This is a genomic window from Pseudoalteromonas luteoviolacea DSM 6061, assembly GCF_001625655.1.
Lineage (GTDB): Bacteria > Pseudomonadota > Gammaproteobacteria > Enterobacterales > Alteromonadaceae > Pseudoalteromonas > Pseudoalteromonas luteoviolacea.
Window position 1 is genome coordinate 1 of record NZ_AUYB01000093.1, and the last position, 20,989, is coordinate 20,989.

Below are 20,989 nucleotides of genomic sequence, written 5' to 3' on the forward strand. Positions count from 1 at the left end.
TTCAAACTTTTCTTTTGCCATGACGGAACCTATAAGTTTTTGTGTATCTAGATTACATATAAAAATAATCCACGCGCGCGCGCGGGGACTATGTTTATTCTTTACAATTATAAATGTTTTTGTGACAAATCAAAGGAAGTATTTGGGAAGATCCGGAGACTGGTGCTGATAGGCAGATTTGAACTGCCGACCTCACCCTTACCAAGGGTGCGCTCTACCAACTGAGCTATATCAGCACACCAGAAACTGGAGCGGGCAGCGGGAATCGAACCCGCATCATCAGCTTGGAAGGCTGAGGTAATAGCCATTATACGATGCCCGCTTTAGGAACCTGTTCTTAACTACCTCAGAACCGTCAAGAATAAAGTGGTGGAGGGAGCTGGATTCGAACCAGCGAAGGCTGAGCCGTCAGATTTACAGTCTGATCCCTTTGGCCGCTCGGGAACCCCTCCACATAAAAATTCTTTTCTAAAGCGTGTTCTAAATCTTGAAAAAATGGTGCCGACTATCCGAGTCGAACGGATGACCTACTGATTACAAGTCAGTTGCTCTACCAACTGAGCTAAGTCGGCACTGCTTTAGTACGGGGCGAGATATTAGAGCAACCGCTGGCACTATGCAACAGTTATATTAAAAAAAATCACAATTTATTGTTTAAATGCTCATATTTACAGCAAAGCTTTCATTAATTAGGCGTTTTGCTGATATTTACGCCAATAAATCAACCCTTGCATCACTAAATCATCAAAATAGATGCCCGAATTATCAAGGTGTTGCTGAATAAGCTCACCGTAACCACCCGCAAATACAAGTTGCAGTTGCTGCGCTTCTACACTTTGTTCTATTTCGTCAATCGCTCGTTGTGCAAGTGCGACTGTCGCTGATAGTGCCGCATTTTTAACAGCATTCGGAGTATTTTTACCAAATGAAGTGGCAAACTCGGTGTGTTCATCACTAAATACCTTTTGAGTATTGGCCACTAAACTATCTATCATCATATCCAAACCAGGCAAAATCCAACCACCTTGGTGCTGACCTGATGCAGTTAACACATCCACTTTAGTTGCTGTCCCCGAATCCACAATGACACACGCTTTTCCCGGAAATAAATGATGGCTCGCAACCACAGTTAACCAACGATCGATGCCTAAGTTATTAAACTCGGGATAAGCACAAACTAGATCGCCTAACGTTGCCGTTACAGTAGCAAACATATACGGCAGGCTGCGGCTTTTTGCCTGCTGTAATATTGGCTCGAGATCATCATTTTTACCTACTTGGGCTATTAATACCTCGCTCACATCCTGCCAGGGAATGGTCGGTTCAGAAATCACAGATATTTGACCCTGCCGCTCTGTTGCGACTTTTACTGCGGTATTACCTACATCAATCAGTAAACGCATTACCCTTCCTTACGCAGTGAAATCTCACCGCCATAATACGATTTACATTCACCATCTTGGCGCAGCACAATACCACCTTGGGCATCAATACCTTCACAAACACCACGCCACTGTCGCTGGCCTGTGCTCAAGCTCACCACTTGATTGCGAAATGCATTTAGTTCATTCCATTGTGCCACCATGTCAGCTAAGCCATTTCTTTGATACATAGACAGACGCTTGTGCAGACACAATGTAAGAACCACCGCCAGTTGGTTTTTGTCGATATTTGATACATGCTGGCTCAGATCAGTCCAAGCTTGATCAATCTGCTTTGCTGCGCCTGCTGGCATCGCTACATTCAAGCCAATGCCAATCACTAAATGGCAAGGGCCTTCCATTTGCCCATCCAGCTCAACGAGTATTCCCGCAAGCTTTTGTTCGTTGATGTAAATGTCGTTAGGCCACTTTAATTGCACATCTAAGTCATACAATGCTTGTAGTGTATCATACACCGCTAAGCCCACAGCAATAGATACGCCCATCGCGGCTTGCATCCCCTCATCAAAGCGCCAGTAATAGCTGTAATACAAATTGGCACCAAATGGAGACTGCCATTGCCGACCACGCCTACCACGTCCAGCCTGCTGCATCTCTGCCACCAGCACTTGTCCAGAACGAATATAGCTGTCGGGGGATTGAATACGGCGCATTAACTCGCTGTTGGTGGAATCGATGATTGGTTGCACTTCGATATTACAGGGACTGTCACTCAGCGCTTGCCAAACAGGCAGAATTTTATTTTGATTTAGTAAAGGTAAGCTATGGTTTAGGCGATACCCTTTCCCGGTGACTTTGAAGATATCGATCCCCATTTCCTGCAGCGACTTGATATGTTTAGACACTGCAGCACGACTGATCCCCAGCGTCTCACCAAGTACCTGTCCGGATATAAAATGATCGCGGCTCAACGCACTTAAAATTGCAAGTTTATTGCCCGCAGGCGCCTTAACCATGTTCGACTCCTTTTGAAAGCTCCCCGTCTCGACCAATCAATCGTACTTCTGGACTCAGTTCAACTGCAAACTTCGCAAAAACTGACTTTTGAATATACGCAATCATTGCCAATAGCTCTTCTCCATTGCCCTGTTGATCATTGACCAGCACTAAAGCTTGTTTTTCATATACTCTGATACCACCAATACGGTGACCTTTCAGCCCCGCCTGTTCAATCAGCCAACCAGCCGCCAGCTTTACTTTGTGCTCATTCACTGGGTAGATTGGCATTTCGGGATAATGCGCACGCAGTGAGTTCACCTGCCCAAGGCCGACCACTGGGTTTTTAAAAAAGCTCCCAGCATTTGCACATTGCTTAGGGTCGGGTAATTTGCTGCGCCGGATCTGAATTACTCGTTCCGCTACTTGCTTTGCGCTCACTTCCGTCGAGGCCAAATCACGTAATGGACCATAATCGAGCATAGGTTGCCATTGTTTTGGTAATTTAAGCACAACTTCGGTGATCACAAAACGCCCATACAGTGCTCCTTTGAAAACAGAATCACGGTAACCAAATTGACATGCTGACTTATCCATGGTGTCAAATGATTGTTTATCTAAGTTATAGCCCGAGAGATGGGAGAATACATCGGCTAACTCAACCCCATATGCACCTATATTTTGTACTGGTGCGGCACCAACGGTGCCGGGGATCAGGGCTAGGTTCTCTAATCCTGCAATGCCCATATCCAGTAGTTTGATCACCAATGAATGCCAGCTTTCTCCTGCCGCAACACGTACAAGATAGTGGCCATCTAGCTCAGTAATATCAATACCGCGATTCTCCATTTGAATCACTGTGCCATTAAAATCATTTAGAAAAACACAGTTACTTCCTTCTCCTAAAATAAAAAAAGGATTAGTAAAATCAATGGAGTGCAATTGCTCTGGCGCAGTAATACGCACTAGTTTTTGGCATTTAGCGGGAAGAGCAAATGTATGTAATGACTGCAAAGACTGCACAAGTAGCGCCTATCAAGAATACTGATTAATTGCGGTAGTTTACCTGATTGCGACCGCCAACGCATCTGAGTAGCTTTTGTACATGGAAGTGGTATAACAGAAGCCACTCTCAATCATGAGCAAGGATAAAAATGAAACTCTCAGCCCTAACTTTTGGCCTCGCAATTGCTGGCCTCTCTCACACAGTTATGGCGGCAAAAGCCGTCGATGAACACACGTATTCAAATCTTGATGATGTAATCAGTACACACTTACATCTTGATTTAGATATCGACTTCGAAGACAAGCAACTTGAAGGGTTCGTCGAACACACATTACAATGGCAAAATAAGCAAGCGCGTACACTTGTGCTTGATACCCGCGACCTTGAAATAGACCGCGTAATGTATCAAAGCAATAACGGTCAATGGCATCGTGCTAATTTTAATCTAGCTCCACGCAATGGAGTAAAGGGCGCCAAACTCACCATTCATTTCAAACAGCAGGCAACTAAAGCCCGTATTTATTACAACAGTTTACCGCAGGCTTCTGGATTACAATGGTTAACACCAGTGCAGACTGCCAGCAAAACACACCCGTTCATGTACAGTCAGTCTCAAGCTATTCACGCAAGAAGCTGGATCCCAGTCCAAGATACTCCAGCTATGCGTACCACTTACAGTGCACGCATTCAGACGCCAAAAGACGTACGTGCAGTTATGAGTGCTGATAACTCAGAAGCCTTTGTTAAAGACGGTGACTACTGGTTTGATATGCCACAGGCCATTCCACCTTATTTAATCGCAATTGGTGCAGGTAACTTAGAATACAAAGAAATGTCTCACCAAACCGCTATATTTGCTGAACCGCAAATTCTTGAAGCTTCTGTGGCAGAGTTCAACGACACTCAAGCGATGATCGACAAAACCAATGCGATGTACGGTGAATATGCATGGGGTCGATATGACTTATTGATGCTTCCGCCAAGCTTTCCATTTGGCGGCATGGAAAACCCACGTCTGTCATTTATTACCCCAACCGTTGTAGCTGGTGATAAGAGCCTAGTGAACTTGATCGCACACGAATTGGCACACTCTTGGTCTGGCAACTTAGTGACGAATGCAACTTGGGAAGACTTGTGGCTCAACGAGGGGTTCACATCCTATGTTGAAAATCGCATTATGGAAGAAGTATTTGGTCGTGAACGCGCCGTGATGGAGCAGGCACTTGATGCAGCAGGGCTGCGCGCGCAACTTAACAATATTCCTGAGCCAGACACTCGTTTGAACTTAAAACTCAACGGCCGCGATCCAGACGATGCGTTTAGCAAAGTGCCATATATCAAAGGGCAGCTATTTTTAATTTATTTAGAAGAAAAGTTTGGTCGCGAAAAATTTGATATCTTTGTAAAAGGCTATTTCGACGCTTACGCGTTTAAATCGCTAACAACTGCAGAGTTTGTTAAATACCTCGACAAACATCTACTACAAAAACACCCAGGCATTGTGTCGCTTGATAAAGCCAAAGAATGGATCTATCAACCTGGCCTGCCTGCCGATGCCCCCACGCCGACATCAGATGCTTTCAATCAAGTAGATGCCCAGACTACAGCTTGGTTAAACGGCACCAAACAGCTCAACACCCTACCGACAAAAAACTGGACGGTGCATGAGTGGTTACACTTTTTAAACAACCTACCAAGAGACTTATCCATCGAAAATATGTCTGCACTAGATAAGGCGTTCAATCTCACCAACTCCACCAATGCAGAGCTGGCTTTTGCATGGTATATGTTGGCGGTTGGCAATGGCTATCAAGACATTTACCCGGCGCTGGATAAGCATCTAACGGGGATTGGTCGCCGTAAGTTAATCGTGCCACTATATAAAGCACTTGTGCAACATGGTAAGCGAGATTGGGCATATCGTGTTTATCAAAATGCTCGCCCGGGCTATCACCCTCTAGCACAGGGCACGGTAGATGCCATCTTCCAATAAGGATTAATTAAACTAATCGCTTGGACAAAATACAAAGTCCAAGCGATATTTCTTAGATTTAGCGCTCGTCCTTTTTAATCGCTTCTAAAAATGCGGCTCGCTGTTGTGGGCTGGCTTGCTGCCACCAAAACTCTAACATCGCTACGGCATCGGGCTGACCAGCGGTAGGGGCTGGTTTAGAACTTGTAACTGGTGAGGCAGAGTTGTGCGTTACCGCTACTTTAACAGGGGTTATCGGTTTTGACGTTTGCTGCGTAACAGGTTTTGTGCTTACCGCTTGACCTTGCTCTGCTTGAAACCAAATGGTTGGAGATTTAGCAAACAGGCGAGCCTGCTCTACGTCATCAATCGCTTCGAAACGTACCTGATAATCCTCATCTTGTAATTCTACTTCCACCCAAAATGGATCTGAGTCAACTACTTCATGTTCGTCATAATCTAACTCGAACAAGTCAGAGTATTTCACTTTGATACGATGCGTACCTGCGGGTAAGTCTAAAGTGCGAACTTTGTTAAAAAAAGAATGCTCAATCTCCTTGCCGTTTACTTGCAAAGGAAGCAATTCTTCTGGGAAATTAACTTCCCCTGAAACAGAAATACCACTAAAAAGTGCTACTAAAACTCCAAATATACTAATTTTCTTCATATTTCCTCTTTATTTGCTTGCTACCTTTGTCAATGCAGGTATTTGTGCCAAATTTAGTTACAATTATGAATATATGCTAATTGTAATTTCCCTTGTATCTTGTTAAGTCCACGCTATGCTGAACAGCTAAACTAACGTATATAAGGAAAAAAGTAATGAGCCAAGAGACGATTTTTACGAAAATAATTAATCGCGAGATACCTGCAGATATCGTGTACGAAGATGAAAAGGCACTTGCTTTTAAAGATATTAATCCACAAGCGCCCTTTCATGTATTGGTTATTCCAAAACAGCCAATCGCGACAATAAACGACGTAAATGAAGAAAATGCACACTTAGTTGGGCATTTACACTTGGTTGCAGCTAGACTTGCAGAAGAGCACGGATTTGCTGAAAACGGTTACCGCGTAGTTATGAATTGCAATAATGATGGCGGACAAACTGTATACCACATTCACTTACATGTTTTAGCAGGGCTTGAAATGGGTTGGCCTCCGTACCAAAGTAGGAAAAAAGTAGTATCTTAAATTATTCTTTGTTAAAAAATGTAATTGACTAAGCTATTACTCAATAGAAATAAATTCTCCTACTAATCAACAAGTTGAGTTTTTCACAATCAAATACTGTTTACAAAATGGTCAATCATGCCACACTTTGTACTGTAAACATTGTTTTATTGATGAAATTTCTAATACAAAAGGTCTGAATCACGTGTTAGCATTGCGTAATCAGACAGAATGAGAGTGTTTTTCAAATGAGCAGTACTGCATTTTTATTGCTAGATAAAGAGCCTATCAACACGATAGGAATAAACGTTTTACAGCCACTCCTGAAAACACAGGGGTTAGACGTAATCACAGGAACTGATATCTCTGAAGTACCAGAAGATACTCGGTTGCTTTTTATTGAGACAGCAGTCAATGATGCATGGGGTAAACTCAAAGAGCAGTTGGTAAACCTAAAAGTCAGTTGTGATATTGTGCTGTTCAATTTAGATGAAAACCCTGAATTGGCTAATCGTGCGTTACTGAGCGGTATTCGTGGTGTATTCTATACAACAGACAATGCTGATGTGTTAATGAAAGGCATTCGTCTTTTGATGGAAGACCAGTTATGGTACCGCCGTGAGATCATGTGTAATGCGTTAAATCGCATGTTGCAGTTTAACAAAGACGCATTGCATAAGCTTACCGAAGGTGACATCGAGCCTGTGAAACTCACTAAACGCGAGAAAGCGATTATCTCGTTGATGAGTAAAGGTGCGAAAAACAAAGAGATAGCTGAAGACCTAAACATCAGCCCGCATACGGTAAAAACCCATTTATACAGTGCATTTCGTAAAACCAAATGCCGTAACCGTATTGAGCTTTTGTCTTGGGCACAACAGAATATTCCTGACGAAATTCGATAAGTACGTCAAGTACACTACTCTTCGCAATTCTGTGAAAAAGCATGCTCTAGCATGCTTTTTTGTTTTTAGTGACTTATATACCTAGCAAGTATCATGATTTTCTGGTTCCTCAGCTTTACTGACTTTCACCTTCGCTCTATCCTAGGTACGTCTATTAATTGTTAACGTAGCCTTATGTTGGACCACAAAACTCTGTATGTAGCCAGTGCAGCGATGACCGCGATGATGACGCTCATCAACTATTTGACCTGGCGTGCAAACAAAAATACGCCGGGCGTATTGCTGTATATATTTTACCCCTTAGTGCTGTTCGCGGCTATTTCCATGTTTGCATTACACAGCTTTCTCTCTCAGTGGCAAACCATTGGCATAGCAAACACGTTGCTATTTCTTGCTTCCATCATACATTGTTGGGCCATCAGTCAGTTTCTGGGGCAGCGGGGCCTAGAGTTTCGGCTTTATTTATTCGCCACACTCTTTTTACTCTCTGCGTTAATATACTATGCAGTTGTTGACGACAGCCTACGACAGCGGATCCTGATTTCTGATTTACAGCATATCGTTGAAGCGATTTTACTGAGCTATTACTTTATTAGATATGCAAGGCCACTCTACCCCAATGGCAGCATTGTTTACTTAATCGTGCTGGGCTTCGTGTTTACAGCCTTTATCGGACGAACGGTATTTATGGGTCATGTGGACTCGGTCACCCTGTTTGAAGATCCTTGGTTTTCCATTGCCATCTTTTTCAATGGCGTTCTGGCACCTATTTTCTATGCTACGGGAATGGCACTGCTGTGTAATGAACGCCGCGAGCTGAATTTAAACAATTTAACTGAAAAAGCACAAAAGGACTTAGAGATTCGAGGGTTGTTTTTGTCTACCATCAGCCATGAAATTCGAACCCCGCTCAATGGCATTCTAGGCAGTGCCCAACTGGTTTTAAACCGAAGCCATGATCAGTCCAGCAAAGCCTATTGTGAAGCCATCATCAATTCCGCAGAATCTCTTAACTTGCTCATTGATAAAGTACTCGACTATGCGAGCTTGGATCAAAGCGATGAAGTCTTATCTTCTGAGGATGTGGAGCTAAAAAGTTGGTTGGATAATCTCTGCCTACTAATGAGCCCTCTCGCAGAGCAAAAGAAGCTCACATTCTCCTTGGTGTATGACCTGCCCGATCAAGTTTGTTATTACTGTGACCAGCAAAAACTGAGACAAATATTACTTAATTTAGTCGGCAATGCGATTAAGTTTACAGACAAAGGGGAAGTTAAACTCTGTGTCGAATTACTTGAAGAAGCCAACATGTCCCATATTGTACGATTCAGCGTTATCGACTCAGGGCCAGGCATTGAAGAAGAAGATATCGACAAACTGACTGAACCTTACGTCCAAAGTAATGCAGGAAAAACCAAAGGCGGTACGGGACTTGGATTGGCAATTACTGCTCGTCTACTGAGCAAGTTAGGCAGTCAGCTTGAAATACTCAGCGAACTTGGCAAAGGTAGCTCGTTTAGTTTCGATGTCAGTTTACCTGTTGGTGAATTAAGTTTAGTAGAACAACGCCATCACAACCCAGAATATCCAACTGGTTTATCAGTACTCTTAGTAGAAGATCTTGATCTAAACAGGAAAATTGCCATTGAATTCATGGCCACTGATGAGCACAAAATCAAGCTAGCCTATGATGGTACCAGTGCCATAGCGCACCTCAAAGAACACGTTTTTGATGTGGTGCTACTGGATATGAACTTACCCGATTTTACCGGGCAAGAAGTACTGAGGCAGTTGCAAACTATTGAACATAAAAACAAACGCACACCATTTCTCGCATTTACGGCCAGTTTGAGTCCTGAAGAAATCAAAGAGTATCTTTCTTTGGGCATTAAAGATGTGGTTGGTAAGCCAATCAAACAAGAAAAACTGCGCCAAGCGATTAGTGATTCTCAAAAAGCCCAAAAGCCGGATATGCGTGTTGAGCTGTGCGATACCTTATATGATGATACCGCAGTCAACTCTCTGAAAAGTGGCTTCAGTGAAGACGAAGTCTCCTCAATTTACAATGAGTTTGTATTGTCTGCACGAAACAAACTTATTCATATTCAACAATTATTAAATGAAGATGAGCAACAGTGCATTAAATCACTCCATCGTCAGGCCAGCACGGCTTTACAATTGGGCTTCAACCGCTATGGGTTGGCACTGAAAAAGATTGAACGCCGCCTATTAGACGGCAAACAGTGTGATGACGACCTAACTCAAGCAATGGCGCTATGGCAAAAGAGTTTGGAGGCTTATTTACAATTTGTCAGGCAGCAAACTCTAAGTTAACTAAGTACTTGTCAAGCTGCTGTGGATCCACCTAAATTCACAGCAGCTTGCATATAACAACCCTTTACAAATTGATATAACTGGTACGCTGGCTATATATTTTTCTCAATAAGGTAGGCATTGTATTTAAAGTAGGCAAAACTACCGTGTTTGATGACAGTTTTATCGTCATTTAGTCGACTTTCGTAAAAAATTTCGCCATCCTACCCCTGAAAAAATCGAATAAGCTCACAACAAGACAAGTAATCGAAACGCAGCAACAGACTGTAGCTTGACTTAGACAACACATAGGAATACACCATGGCAATATTTAAATCCCCTATCGCCATCGCGATTGGTGCGGCTTTGATCGGGTTAAGTGCCCCTTCCATTGCAGCATCGGCAGGCGCTCAAAATGACACCGCTACTTGGGACGTGCTAAACCCTCCTGGCGAAAAGCAAACCATCACAATTGATACTAACGAGACCACTTGGAGTAACTTGGACGTTAGCCCGGATGGGAAACATGTTATTTTTGATATGTTAGGTGATTTATATGTCATGCCGATTTCAGGCGGAAAAGCGACAGCTTTAACCAGTGATCGCGCTTGGAACTTCCAACCGAAATTTTCTCCTGATGGTAAACACATCGCTTTTATCTCTGACCGAGCTGGTGCAGAAAACTTGTGGGTGATGGATGCAAATGGTGAAAACTTAAGACAAGTTTCCGATGAATCCCACAACTTAATACATAACCCGACTTGGTCACCTGACGGCCAATATATTGCTGTGAAGCAAGGACAAGTAACTGGCCGTACAATCCCTGGTGGTTCAATCCGTATGTACCACATCTCTGGTGGTAAGGGTGTGATTGTTCGCGACCGATTACACGGTGCTAAATCACAGAAAAACGTCGCAGAACCAGCATTCTCTAAAGATGGCAAAAAAATCTATTATTCTGTGGATGCAACCCCAGGCGTGCGTTGGCAATACAACAAAAATGCTTTAACTTCGGTGTTTGAGATCCGTTCATGGGATCTTGCGACAGGTGAAGAAGAAACGGTTATCCGTGGTGCGGGTGGTGCAATTCGCCCAACACCAAGTCCAGACGGTAAATCTCTGGCGTTTGTAAAACGTGAAGACAATGGCAAGGCAATGATCAGTGCTTTGTATATCAAAGATCTAAAGTCTGGTATCGAAACACAAATCTTTTCAGGTCTAGATCGCGATTTACAAGAGGCTAATGGCGCACAAGGTAATACGCCAGCATTTGCATACACGCCTGATGGCAAGGCACTGGTATTTTGGTCTGGTGGTGTATTCCACAAGGTTGATATTGAGAGCAAGCAAACACAAGTGATCCCAACTCGCGTTATAGCCGAAAAAGAAATCACTCCGGCACTTAAATTTGCCGTGGATGTAGCGCCAGATAACTTCAAAGTTAAACTTGCACGTTGGTCACAAATTTCTCCAGATGGGGAAACGGCCTTATTCCAAGCGCTTGGTCACCTTTATATCAAAGACATCGAGTCTGGCGAAGTACGCCGTGTGACAAAACAAAATGAGCACTTTGAGTTCTATCCGAGTTACTCTCGTGACGGAAAGTACATTGTTTATACTACTTGGGACGACCAAGAACTAGGTAGCATCCGTATTGTGTCAGCTAAAGGCGGTAAAGGTCGCATCATCAGCGAAGAGCCCGGTCATTATATTTCACCGAGCTTCTCTCCTGACGGCAAACAAGTATTATACAAGAAAGTGACAGGTGGCTATTTATTGAGTGGCGACTGGTCAATGCACCCTGGTATTTACTTGGTTGACGCCAAGGGTGGCGAAGCCAAGCGTGTTGCTAAAAGTGGTGATAACCCGCACTTTGGTGCAGATCCAAAACGTATTTATTTCTCTGTCGCAAGTAGTGAAACCAGCCGCGAGCTTAAGAGTGTAGATCTCAATGGACACGAAGAACGTAGCCACTTTAAAGGCGAGTATATCTTTGACTACCGCGTTTCTCCAGATGGCAACTATGTCGCATTCATTGAGCACTTCAATACATTTGTCGCGCCTTTCACAAGCACAGGTAAAACGCTGTCTATCAATAAGGGCGGTAAAGCATTTCCTGTAAAACAAGTGTCAAAGTACTCTGGTGCATTCCTTAATTGGAAAGCCGACAGCAGCGCGCTAACTTGGGCATTCGGTCCAAACTTGTATCAACGTAAACTCACTGACACCTTCTCATTCGTTGACAATGCATCTGACAATTTAGATGAACTGACAGCGGAAGGCATCGACCTGAGCTTTGAGCAACCATCTGACAAACCAAAAGGTCTACTGGCATTGGTAGGCGGAAAAGTTGTCACTATGCGTGATGCCGACAACCAACAAGAGATCTTTGAAGATGGCGTCGTGTTGATTGAAGACAACCGCATTATCGCAGTGGGTGCGCGCAATGATGTACAAATCCCAAGTGCCGCGAAAGTCATGGATATTACAGGTAAAACCGTAATCCCTGGTTTAGTTGATGCGCACGCGCACGGTAGCTACGGCAGTCGTCAACTTCAGCCTGAGCAAAATTGGAATCAATTTTCTAACGTCAGCTTCGGTGTAACAACCATTCACGATCCATCAAACAATTCGAATGAAGTGTTCTCTATGGCTGAATTGCAGCGTGCTGGCTTAACCATCGCACCACGTATTTACTCTGTGGGTCGTATCCTATATGCAGGTAATGCTCCAGGCTATAAAACACCTATTAGTAACCTAGAAGACGCTCAGTTCCATGTTAAGCGTCTAAAAGATGCTGGCGCAATTTCAGTGAAAAGCTACAACCACCCTCGCCGCGACACACGTCAACAGGTACTTGAAGCTGCGAAACAAATGGAAATCATGGTGGTACCAGAAGGTGGTTCTAAGTTCCAACAAAATATGAACATGATCATCGATGGCCACACAGGTCTTGAGCATGCACTACCGATCCCACATATCTATTCCGATGTGACGCAAATGTGGAGTCAAACAAATGCGGGCTTCACGCCTACATTTAACGTGGCATATGGTGGTATTAAAGGTGAAGATTACTTCTACAACACGACCAATGTATGGGAAAATGAGCGCTTGATGAGCTTTGTACCTGAGTATGTTGTGAAGCCAATGTCTATCCGTCGTGAAAAAGCACCTGAGCATCACTACAACCATGTTAATGCCGCAGTGGCAGCAAAGCAGTTACGCGACAAAGGTGTCACAGTGCACATTGGTGCACACGGCCAACGTGAAGGCTTGGGCGCGCATTGGGAGCTATGGTCAATGGCACAAGGTGGTTTCAGTGCATGGGAAGCACTGCGCAGTGGTACTATTGATGGAGCTAAATATCTCGCACTAGACAATGACATTGGTACTATTGAAAAAGGAAAACTGGCTGATCTGGTGATTATTGACGGCGACGTTTTAAACAATATCCGCGAGTCAGAGAAAGTGGCCTATACAATCCTTAATGGCCGTGTGTACGATGCAGCAACTATGAATGAAGTCGGTAACTACACTCGTAAACGTCAATCTTTCTTCTTCGAGGGTGGTAATAAAACACCGATGCATCCAGATACAGAAGCGTATATGGAAGAAAAAGCACACAGCTATCACTGGAAACACTAATAGCGTGTCATTTTTGCATTAATTAAGAAGCAGCATTCGCTGCTTCTTTTTTTGGGATATATCGTTTAATTCGACTAAACCATTATCAAACTTACTCGTTCTCTACCTTTCCCTTCCTGACTTTAAAAACACCTTGTAATTCAATCGTTACAGGAACCCAAATTCCCATATTATTTGTGCAGTTAAATGAAACTTGACCGCTAGATCTTATTGAGATGTGTTCTAAACTTGAGTGAGATCTGCACAATTATTCGCCTTTATTCAGTCCTAGCTTTACTGAATTCTGTAGTTGAGGCTGCGCAGTAGTAAGCGGACAGAGCAATGTAGCAAGGCAACACGCTTTTTAACCAAGGAAACTAGGATCAGGGAGACCACTATGTCTAGTCTCAGCCAGTTCTTTAAATCGCTTGATTTAACCAAAAAACTCATGGCCGCTTTTTTACTGGTAGCCCTTATTCCAACCACAACCATCATTGCATTCTCACTGATACAAGCATCCAATACCATCAGCGATCAAGTATACTCACAGTTAGGCGCGGTCAGTAAGGTCAAGAAACGGGCCGTGCAAAGGCACTTTAAAAGTGTTGAAGACAAATTACAGTCTTTGGCGATAAACCCCTACGTATTGGCTGCTAGTCAAGACTTTCTAGATGCATTCGATGAGCTCCAGACCACAAATTCTGATGTTCAGAGCTTAGAGGCATTTTATCAACAGCAATTTCAACCACGCTTTGAACAACAAACTAATAACGCAATTTCGGTATCTGCTCTGTTAGCTCCACTTTCTGCCCAAGGTGTCGAGCTTCAGACTCGTTACTTGGCAAATAATCCACACCCATTGGGTGAAAAAGTAGCATTGAAGAAAACCGGTCACTTGGACATGTATGACATTTCTCATCAGCGACATCATGACTTTTTCCGCGAAATTGCAGAAGTTTACGAACTTTACGATATATTTCTCGTAGATAATTACAGTGGTAATATCGTCTACTCGGTGTTTAAAGAGGTCGACTTTGCAACCTCACTGAAAGATGGGCCATTTGCCAATAGTAATATCGCCAATGCATTTACCAGTGCCTTGATAGAGCAAGACGAAGTTATTTTTGCCGATTATGAACCCTATTTGCCTTCTTACAACGCCCCTGCCAGCTTTATAGCCATCACCTTAGACTTTGATGGTGTTTCACAAGCTACATTGATATTTCAGCTCTCTATAGATGCCCTCAATGAAATTATGACGGAGCGCCACGGCCTTGGACAAAGCGGCGAAACCTATTTAGTCGGGCCCGAAGGCTTGATGCGGTCTGACTCTTTTTTAGACCCCATTCACCACTCGGTCCATGCTTCTTTTTCTAACCCCGAAAAAGGCACCATTAATAGCGAGGCATTTCAACTTGCGATGCAGGGACAGCAAGGCCAAAAGGTAGTCACCGACTACAATGGCAACCCGGTCTTATCTGCTTACAGCGATATGGATGTGTTTGATGTACGCTGGGCATTGTTAGCCGAAATTGATGAAGCTGAAGCATTCTCTACGGTTAGCGCGCTACGTCAAACTATGATTATTGTATTGGTGGTCAGTGTCGTACTTATTGTATTAATCGCCATTTGGTTTTCTCGCACGCTAACGCGCCCTGTCCATAATTTGGTAAACACCATGCGAGATGTACAATCTCAAGGAGACTTTTCACTGCGCGCCGAAGTCACTTCTCAAGACGAAATAGGACAAAGTGCACAGGCTTTCAACTCCCTACTTGATGCATTGCAGCTGTCAATTTCAGAGGCCAACAGAGTGCTGAATCAAATGGCTGAAGGCAAATTTTGTGACCGTATTAGCGCACCTTGTAAAGGGGAGCTCAATACCCTAAAAGAAGCCACAAACGAGTGCTCTACGAGTCTGCAGACGGCATTAAAAGAAATTAACTTAGTTATCCAAACCATGGCTAAGGGACAGTTCAATCAACAAATCACCGCAAACTTAAGCGGAGAATTAGACTTGCTAAAAAACAACATAAATAGCTCAGTTACCTCCATTGACGATACGATGAATGACATCATCAATGTAATGACCTGTGTCGAACTGGGTGAATTTAAACAGCAAGTGCAGGTAGACGCTAAAGGAAGTTTGGCGCGCTTAAAAGACAGCGTAAATAATTCAGTTCGCAGCCTTAGCGGAGCCGTGGATGAGCTCAGCCATACTATGGGGGCTATTCGCAGTGGCGACTTCTCAAAGCGTATAGAACTGCCATTATCTGGTCAGCTTGAACAGTTAAAAGTAGATACCAACCGCAGCATGGATAATCTCGAAGCCATTATCAAAGCAATTGGTTGCACCATGACAGCGGTAAGTGAAGGCGACTTTAAGCACCCGATCAACGTACCTGCTAAAGGCCAGTTGGCACAATTGAAGTCCAGCATTAATTTATCAGTAGAAAGCCTAGACAAAGCCATGAGTGAGATCTCTTCCGTGATGATGGCCATCAGCCACGGACGGTTCGACAGAACCATCAACTCACCGCTTCAGGGCCAGTTGGCAACACTCAAAAGTGACATCAACAATACAGTAAATAACCTCAATCGCGTGATAGAAGAGCTGGCAAGCGTAATGTCAGCCATGAGCTGTGGCGATTTTTCACAGAAAATAGACTCGCCATTGCAAGGTCAATTGCTGCAACTTAAAACCGACGTCAATAGCTCCATAGATACCATTTCCAATGCGATTCATTCAGTTACCACTAGCCTTAGCGCAATTGCCAAAGGCAACCTCTGCGAGTCTATTGAAGGACAATACCTTGGTGTGTTCGCGACACTACAACAAGATGTGAACACAACGACGCATAAACTGACTGAAGTCATCGAGGGGATCCAAAGTGCGGCAAATCTGGTAACTCACAGCGCTGGTGAAATCGCAGCAAGCAATACGGAGATCAGTCGCCGAACTGAAGAACAGGCTTCTAATTTGGAGCAAGCCAGTGCCAGTACTGGCCATATGCTCGAAGAATTGACTTTAGTCGCGGAGCAATCCGAAACCGCGGTAAGTAAATCAGGTAATGCCCAATCCATTGCCAAAGAAGGCGGCACCCTATCCAAAGATACGGTGAATGCCATAAATGAAGTCAACACCGCCAGTAAAGACATTAATGAAATTGTCTCGGTGATTGATGAATTGGCATTTCAAACCAATTTACTGGCTCTCAATGCAGCGGTCGAAGCCGCAAGAGCAGGGGAAAATGGTCGCGGGTTTGCCGTTGTTGCCAATGAAGTAAGGGAGCTGGCTGGTCGCAGTGCTGCCTCAGCAAAGCAAATTAAAGAGATCATTGCCAACAGCAACGATAAAGTTCAGCAAGGGACAACTCTGGCGAATAGTTCTGGACAAAAGCTCGAGCATATTGTCTTGGCAGTAGCTGATGTCAATGACAATATCGTGAGTATTAACCGCTCAACAATTACTCAGCAACAAGCGATAAAAGAGGTCGATATTGTCGTTCAGAGACTCACCGACCTCATTCAAGAAAACTCAGCAATCACAGAAGAAACCATGGCGGCGGCCAAACGAATGGCAACACAAGCCGCAGAAATGAGACAACTACTGGGCTACTTTACGCTACCCGATCAAGACATTACGCAGAGTACTGCACTCTCATCAGATCACCAAGAGCTCTTAGTTCACCAGTACAACACACCGTAATGTAAGATCCCCCTGAGGAGTAGCTTTTACTCCTCAGGTATTTTGCTAACACTCCAAGTTAAAATCATCAGCATCCAAATGCGCTGGAAATTGCGTCCTAAACTGGACCAATGCTTCTTTAGATAAAGTCGTCGTTATCACACCAGTTTGATCATCAGGCACCTGTAACAAAGACTGGCCGAGGTAATCTAATGCAACCGTCCCACCATTATGCGCAGTACCATATCCGTCCTCACCAATACGATTATTGGCCAGTACATAGCATTGATTTTCAATAGCTCTTGCACGTAATAATGTATCCCAAGCAAAGCGGCGTGCAGCTGGCCAATTAGCGACATTGACCATCACGTCATAATCGTTTCTATTGCGCTGAAATACTGGAAACCGCAGGTCGTAGCAAACTTGTGGCAAAATCTTAAAGTCACCGATTTCAAATACCTTACGGTCGCGGCCTGCAGATACATAGTTCCCTTCATGGCCTAAACAAAATAGGTGGCGTTTATCGTAGTATTCAACACGACCAGTTTCTTCGTTTAACGCTGGCGGCCAGCACCAATAAAAGCGATTCGCTTTTTTGTCACCCTCTGATACCAGTACGGAGCCAGCCACAACACAGTTATGCTGCGCAGCTAATGCGCGCATAAATGTCAGTGCGGGGTCCGCAAATTCAGCCGTTTGCTCCTTAAGTGCAAACCCGGTGGCAAAGGTTTCAGGCAAAAGCAATAAATCACAAGGTTGAAGTTGTGCCGTTAAACGCTCTATTTTTTTGAAGTTATGCTCTGGACTTAGCCATTGAATATCATATTGGACCAGGCTCACTGTTAGAGTCGACATAGCTTCTCCGCCGCAGCTATGAGGGTGGCTGACTCCTTGGCAAAACACAGTCGTATCACGCGATCTTCACACGGTGACTCATAAAAAACACTCAGCGGAATTGCGGCAACCCCATGTTCTTCAACCAGCTGCTGACAAAACTCAACGTCACTCAAGGTAGAAATAGCGCTGTAATCTAAGAGCAAAAAGTACGTGCCCTCACTGGGGAGTATTTTAAATCGACTCGAGTTTAGTGCTGCGACTAATTGGTCGCGCTTTTGTTGATAAAACGGCGCCAACTCGTCCACATGGTTCGGTTCATATTTGAGCATGTCTGCCAGCGCTAGTTGTGCTGGCGTAAAGCTAGAGAAATTCACAAACTGGTGGATCTTTCTAAACTCTTGTGCAAGTTCTGGTGGTGCAACACAGTAACCCATTTTCCACCCTGTACAGTGAAAGGTTTTGCCAAAACTGGATACCACAAAACTACGCTGTAACAGCGCCGCATCACGCAAAACGCTAAGGTGAGGCTGCTCATCAAACGTAATATGCTCGTAAACTTCATCACTGATCACATATAAATCATGCTCCTCAACGAGTGCTTTTAACGCTTTAAAGTCAGCCTGCTTCAGCATTTTCGCACTGGGGTTATGAGGCGTATTGATAATGATAGCGCGTGTTTTTGCCGTCACCTTATCGCTAACATCTTGCCAATTAATCTGATAGTCTGGCGCGTATAGCGGAATATGAATTGTTTTGCCCCCAGCAAGTTCCACCGCGGGCCGATAAGAATCATAGGCCGGATCAAACACAATGATTTCATCCCCTTCCCTAACCAGAGATTGAATTGCCACAAACAGGGCCTCTGTTGCGCCAGCCGTAACGGTCACCTGTGCTTGAGCATCAATCACTTGGTCGTATTTACGCGCAATCAGAGCGGCGACCTCTTGCTGCAATGACGCCACACCTGGCGAAGGCGCATATTGATTGTGACCGGCCGTTGTATAGTCTGCCAAAGCAGATTTCAATCGGTCAGGCGCATCAAATTCGGGGAATCCTTGAGATAAATTCAAGGCGTTGTGCGCATTAGCAAGACCTGTCATTTTGCTGAAAATACTCGTACCAACACTCGGTAATTTACTTTCCATCCTGTGTCTCTTTTGGTTATGGCATAGGCGTTAAAGCGATGCTATCATTGCCTTAAATAGATGTATAGCCGTCCAAACCTTTTAGGTAGATCGAACATGCAAACAAAGGCAGCAAAACAAGCGCTCATTGATGCTGGTCGCTGGGTAAGCCAACAAGGTTGGGTTCCTGCAACTGGCGGTAATTTCTCCATTAAAACAGATAATGGATTCGTGGTCACGGCCAGTGGCTATGACAAAGGCCAGTTAACGCCAGAGCAGTTTTTAGAACTAGACCAAAGCGGTACTATCTTATCTGGAGAGGGAAAGCCCTCTGCCGAAACCGCATTGCACCTCAAGCTTTATGAATTGCAGCCGAGTTCAGGCTGTATATTACATACTCATTCAGTTGCCGCGACTGTACTTTCTCGCTTTATCACCTCCGACCGTTTTGAGGTCACCGGATATGAAATGCAAAAGTCTCTGGCTGGAATTCAGAGTCACTTAGATACCTTGTCGATAGCAATTTTTGACAATGATCAGGACATTCCAGCTTTAGCAAAGCGTGTCGCAGAGTACCACCAAAAAAACCCTATCCGTCATGGTGTGTTGATTCGTGGTCACGGTTTATATGCGTTGGGCCGTAGCGTGTTCGAAACTCGTCGCCATATCGAAGGGCTAGAGTTTTTATTTGCCTGTGAGCTGGAAAGAATAAAATTAGAAGGGTCGACCAAATGATCAAAGCCATCTTAACCGATATTGAAGGCACCATTACACGCATATCTTTTGTCAAAGATATATTGTTTCCTTATGCCGCAGAGCACTTACCGGATTTTGTGCGTAAAAATGAAAACGACTCGCATGTACAAGCCCAACTCGATGCTGTGAGACAAGAAATAGCTCAACCTGCGGCGAGCATAGACACTATCATTGATAATTTACAGTCTTGGATCAAAGAAGACTTAAAAATCACTCCGTTAAAGCAGTTACAAGGGCTGATATGGCAAACTGGCTACCAACAAGGAGATTTTACTGGACATATCTACTCAGATGCTTACGAATATTTGCAACAGCAACACCAAGCCGGCACTGCACTTTACGTCTACTCCTCAGGATCTGTCAAAGCACAACAATTATTGTTTGCGCATTCGGACTTTGGTGATATTCGCCCGCTATTTTCGGGCTATTTCGATACCAAAGTAGGCCCTAAAAAATCCCCATCGTCCTATCAAAACATCGTCGATCAATTACCTTTTGAGTCTCATGAGATCCTTTTTTTGAGTGACATCATCGAAGAGTTAGATGCCGCTAAGCACGCAGGGTTACATACCCTACAACTATGGCGAGACCAGCAAGTACAAAGTCAAAATCATCCATCCATAGCAAGCTTTGAACAGTTTGATAGTGAGAAAATATAAATGAGTCAACTACATATATACCGTGACAATCAACCTGAAGAACTGCTCTTTGAAAGCAATGAGCCCAACGCAATTGCCGAGAAATTGGAGGCTGTAGGGGTACATTTCGAGCAGTGGCAAACCACAGCAGCCTTGGCACCGAATGCACTAGACTCGGAAATTTTACACGCTTACAACAATGACATTATTCGTCTAAAACAGTTCGGTGGATACCAAACAGTGGATGTTATCGCCTTGCAAAAAGGTAATCCGAACGCTGCAAGTTTAAGAGAGAAGTTTTTATTTGAGCATACCCATAGTGAAGATGAAGTACGCTTCTTTGTGGCTGGGCAAGGCCTGTTTTGTCTGCACATTCAAGATAAAGTGTTCCAAGTGCTGTGTCAGCAAGGAGATTTGATTTCGGTTCCAAATAACACACCACATTGGTTTGATATGGGCAGTGATCCTGAATTTACAGCCATTCGTTTATTCAATAACACAGAAGGTTGGGTGGCGAAGGAAACGGGTTCAAATATCGCCACACAATTCCCATTATTAGATTAACGTCTTTACAT

15 protein-coding genes and 4 tRNA genes are annotated in these 20,989 nt (G+C 44.0%); 9 read left to right on the forward strand and 10 right to left on the reverse strand.

The genetic code is table 11. The annotated features are described in order from the left end of the window. Positions 1 to 160: 160 nt before the first annotated feature. The 7 genes from N475_RS06715 to murB form a co-directional block, all read right to left on the reverse strand. Positions 161 to 236 (reverse strand) — tRNA-Thr (locus N475_RS06715). Between the two features lie 11 nt (positions 237 to 247). Next, a tRNA-Gly gene (locus tag N475_RS06720) sits at positions 248 to 322 on the reverse strand. A 45-nt stretch (positions 323 to 367) separates the two neighbouring features. Continuing rightward, positions 368 to 452 (reverse strand) — tRNA-Tyr (locus N475_RS06725). A 44-nt stretch (positions 453 to 496) separates the two neighbouring features. Further along, positions 497 to 572: transfer RNA gene (locus tag N475_RS06730), tRNA-Thr, on the reverse strand. Positions 573 to 689: 117 nt separating this feature from the next. Next, positions 690 to 1,403: a type III pantothenate kinase gene (locus tag N475_RS06735; RefSeq protein ID WP_063364923.1), complete on the reverse strand. Its 714-nt coding sequence runs from the start codon at positions 1,401 to 1,403 to the stop codon at positions 690 to 692. Beyond that, positions 1,403 to 2,398 (reverse strand): bifunctional biotin--[acetyl-CoA-carboxylase] ligase/biotin operon repressor BirA, encoded by a 996-nt coding sequence (gene birA / locus N475_RS06740; protein WP_063364924.1) that lies wholly within the window; start codon positions 2,396 to 2,398, stop codon positions 1,403 to 1,405. The genes N475_RS06735 and birA overlap by 1 nt, the downstream gene beginning before the upstream one ends. Further along, positions 2,391 to 3,401 (reverse strand): UDP-N-acetylmuramate dehydrogenase, encoded by a 1,011-nt coding sequence (gene murB / locus N475_RS06745; RefSeq protein WP_063364925.1) that lies wholly within the window; start codon positions 3,399 to 3,401, stop codon positions 2,391 to 2,393. The genes birA and murB overlap by 8 nt, the downstream gene beginning before the upstream one ends. 131 nt (positions 3,402 to 3,532) lie before the next feature. On the opposite strand from murB, the gene N475_RS06750 reads away from it, so the two are divergent. After that, positions 3,533 to 5,377: a M1 family metallopeptidase gene (locus N475_RS06750; RefSeq protein WP_063364926.1), complete on the forward strand. Its 1,845-nt coding sequence runs from the start codon at positions 3,533 to 3,535 to the stop codon at positions 5,375 to 5,377. Positions 5,378 to 5,435: 58 nt separating this feature from the next. Here N475_RS06750 and N475_RS06755 read toward each other — a convergent pair whose 3' ends face one another. Beyond that, complete coding sequence (locus N475_RS06755) at positions 5,436 to 6,023, reverse strand: DUF2057 domain-containing protein (RefSeq protein WP_063357368.1); 588 nt, start codon at positions 6,021 to 6,023, stop codon at positions 5,436 to 5,438. Between the two features lie 155 nt (positions 6,024 to 6,178). Here N475_RS06755 and N475_RS06760 point away from each other — a divergent pair, with 155 nt between their 5' ends. From N475_RS06760 to N475_RS06780, 5 genes are all read left to right on the forward strand, one after another. Continuing rightward, positions 6,179 to 6,550 (forward strand): histidine triad nucleotide-binding protein, encoded by a 372-nt coding sequence (locus N475_RS06760; protein ID WP_063357367.1) that lies wholly within the window; start codon positions 6,179 to 6,181, stop codon positions 6,548 to 6,550. 227 nt (positions 6,551 to 6,777) lie between these two features. Then, positions 6,778 to 7,434 (forward strand): helix-turn-helix transcriptional regulator, encoded by a 657-nt coding sequence (locus N475_RS06765; RefSeq protein ID WP_039611367.1) that lies wholly within the window; start codon positions 6,778 to 6,780, stop codon positions 7,432 to 7,434. Positions 7,435 to 7,608: 174 nt separating this feature from the next. Next, on the forward strand, positions 7,609 to 9,768 hold the full coding sequence (locus tag N475_RS06770; protein ID WP_063364927.1) for an ATP-binding protein: 2,160 nt from the start codon (positions 7,609 to 7,611) through the stop codon (positions 9,766 to 9,768). A 300-nt stretch (positions 9,769 to 10,068) separates the two neighbouring features. Further along, on the forward strand, positions 10,069 to 13,392 hold the full coding sequence (locus N475_RS06775) for an amidohydrolase family protein (RefSeq protein ID WP_063357365.1): 3,324 nt from the start codon (positions 10,069 to 10,071) through the stop codon (positions 13,390 to 13,392). A 376-nt stretch (positions 13,393 to 13,768) separates the two neighbouring features. Continuing rightward, complete coding sequence (locus N475_RS06780; RefSeq protein WP_063364928.1) at positions 13,769 to 17,080, forward strand: methyl-accepting chemotaxis protein; 3,312 nt, start codon at positions 13,769 to 13,771, stop codon at positions 17,078 to 17,080. Between the two features lie 45 nt (positions 17,081 to 17,125). On the opposite strand, the gene N475_RS06785 is transcribed toward N475_RS06780, so the two are convergent. Both N475_RS06785 and N475_RS06790 read right to left on the reverse strand, forming a co-directional pair. Next, positions 17,126 to 17,914, reverse strand: a complete 789-nt coding sequence (locus tag N475_RS06785) for a nitrilase-related carbon-nitrogen hydrolase (RefSeq protein WP_063357363.1) — start codon at positions 17,912 to 17,914, stop codon at positions 17,126 to 17,128. Next, positions 17,902 to 19,041: a methionine aminotransferase gene (locus tag N475_RS06790; protein ID WP_063357362.1), complete on the reverse strand. Its 1,140-nt coding sequence runs from the start codon at positions 19,039 to 19,041 to the stop codon at positions 17,902 to 17,904. The genes N475_RS06785 and N475_RS06790 overlap by 13 nt, the downstream gene beginning before the upstream one ends. Positions 19,042 to 19,137: 96 nt before the next feature. Here N475_RS06790 and N475_RS06795 point away from each other — a divergent pair, with 96 nt between their 5' ends. Genes N475_RS06795 through N475_RS06805 form a run of 3 tightly spaced genes read left to right on the forward strand, consistent with a single transcriptional unit; the run spans position 19,138 to position 20,978 of the window. Then, positions 19,138 to 19,755, forward strand: a complete 618-nt coding sequence (locus tag N475_RS06795) for a methylthioribulose 1-phosphate dehydratase (RefSeq protein ID WP_063357361.1) — start codon at positions 19,138 to 19,140, stop codon at positions 19,753 to 19,755. After that, positions 19,752 to 20,435 (forward strand): acireductone synthase, encoded by a 684-nt coding sequence (gene mtnC, locus N475_RS06800; protein WP_063357360.1) that lies wholly within the window; start codon positions 19,752 to 19,754, stop codon positions 20,433 to 20,435. Before N475_RS06795 ends, mtnC begins: the two co-directional genes overlap by 4 nt. Further along, a complete protein-coding gene (locus N475_RS06805) occupies positions 20,436 to 20,978 on the forward strand; it encodes a 1,2-dihydroxy-3-keto-5-methylthiopentene dioxygenase (protein WP_063357359.1) in 543 nt (180 codons plus the stop codon). It abuts the gene before it with no gap. Positions 20,979 to 20,989 lie beyond the last annotated feature (11 nt).

Excerpts from the sequence above, each read along its gene's own strand:
- N475_RS06760 (WP_063357367.1), top strand. The coding sequence starts at position 6,179 with ATGAGCCAAGAGACGATTTTTACGAAAATAATTAATCGCGAGATACCT.
- N475_RS06770 (WP_063364927.1), top strand. The coding sequence starts at position 7,609 with ATGTTGGACCACAAAACTCTGTATGTAGCCAGTGCAGCGATGACCGCG.
- N475_RS06775 (WP_063357365.1), top strand. The coding sequence starts at position 10,069 with ATGGCAATATTTAAATCCCCTATCGCCATCGCGATTGGTGCGGCTTTG.
- N475_RS06750 (WP_063364926.1), top strand. The coding sequence starts at position 3,533 with ATGAAACTCTCAGCCCTAACTTTTGGCCTCGCAATTGCTGGCCTCTCT.
- N475_RS06780 (WP_063364928.1), top strand. The coding sequence starts at position 13,769 with ATGTCTAGTCTCAGCCAGTTCTTTAAATCGCTTGATTTAACCAAAAAA.
- N475_RS06795 (WP_063357361.1), top strand. The coding sequence starts at position 19,138 with ATGCAAACAAAGGCAGCAAAACAAGCGCTCATTGATGCTGGTCGCTGG.
- mtnC (WP_063357360.1), top strand. The coding sequence starts at position 19,752 with ATGATCAAAGCCATCTTAACCGATATTGAAGGCACCATTACACGCATA.
- N475_RS06790 (WP_063357362.1), bottom strand. The coding sequence starts at position 19,041 with ATGGAAAGTAAATTACCGAGTGTTGGTACGAGTATTTTCAGCAAAATG.
- N475_RS06785 (WP_063357363.1), bottom strand. The coding sequence starts at position 17,914 with ATGTCGACTCTAACAGTGAGCCTGGTCCAATATGATATTCAATGGCTA.
- birA (WP_063364924.1), bottom strand. The coding sequence starts at position 2,398 with ATGGTTAAGGCGCCTGCGGGCAATAAACTTGCAATTTTAAGTGCGTTG.
- N475_RS06755 (WP_063357368.1), bottom strand. The coding sequence starts at position 6,023 with ATGAAGAAAATTAGTATATTTGGAGTTTTAGTAGCACTTTTTAGTGGT.
- N475_RS06805 (WP_063357359.1), top strand. The coding sequence starts at position 20,436 with ATGAGTCAACTACATATATACCGTGACAATCAACCTGAAGAACTGCTC.
- N475_RS06765 (WP_039611367.1), top strand. The coding sequence starts at position 6,778 with ATGAGCAGTACTGCATTTTTATTGCTAGATAAAGAGCCTATCAACACG.
- N475_RS06735 (WP_063364923.1), bottom strand. The coding sequence starts at position 1,403 with ATGCGTTTACTGATTGATGTAGGTAATACCGCAGTAAAAGTCGCAACA.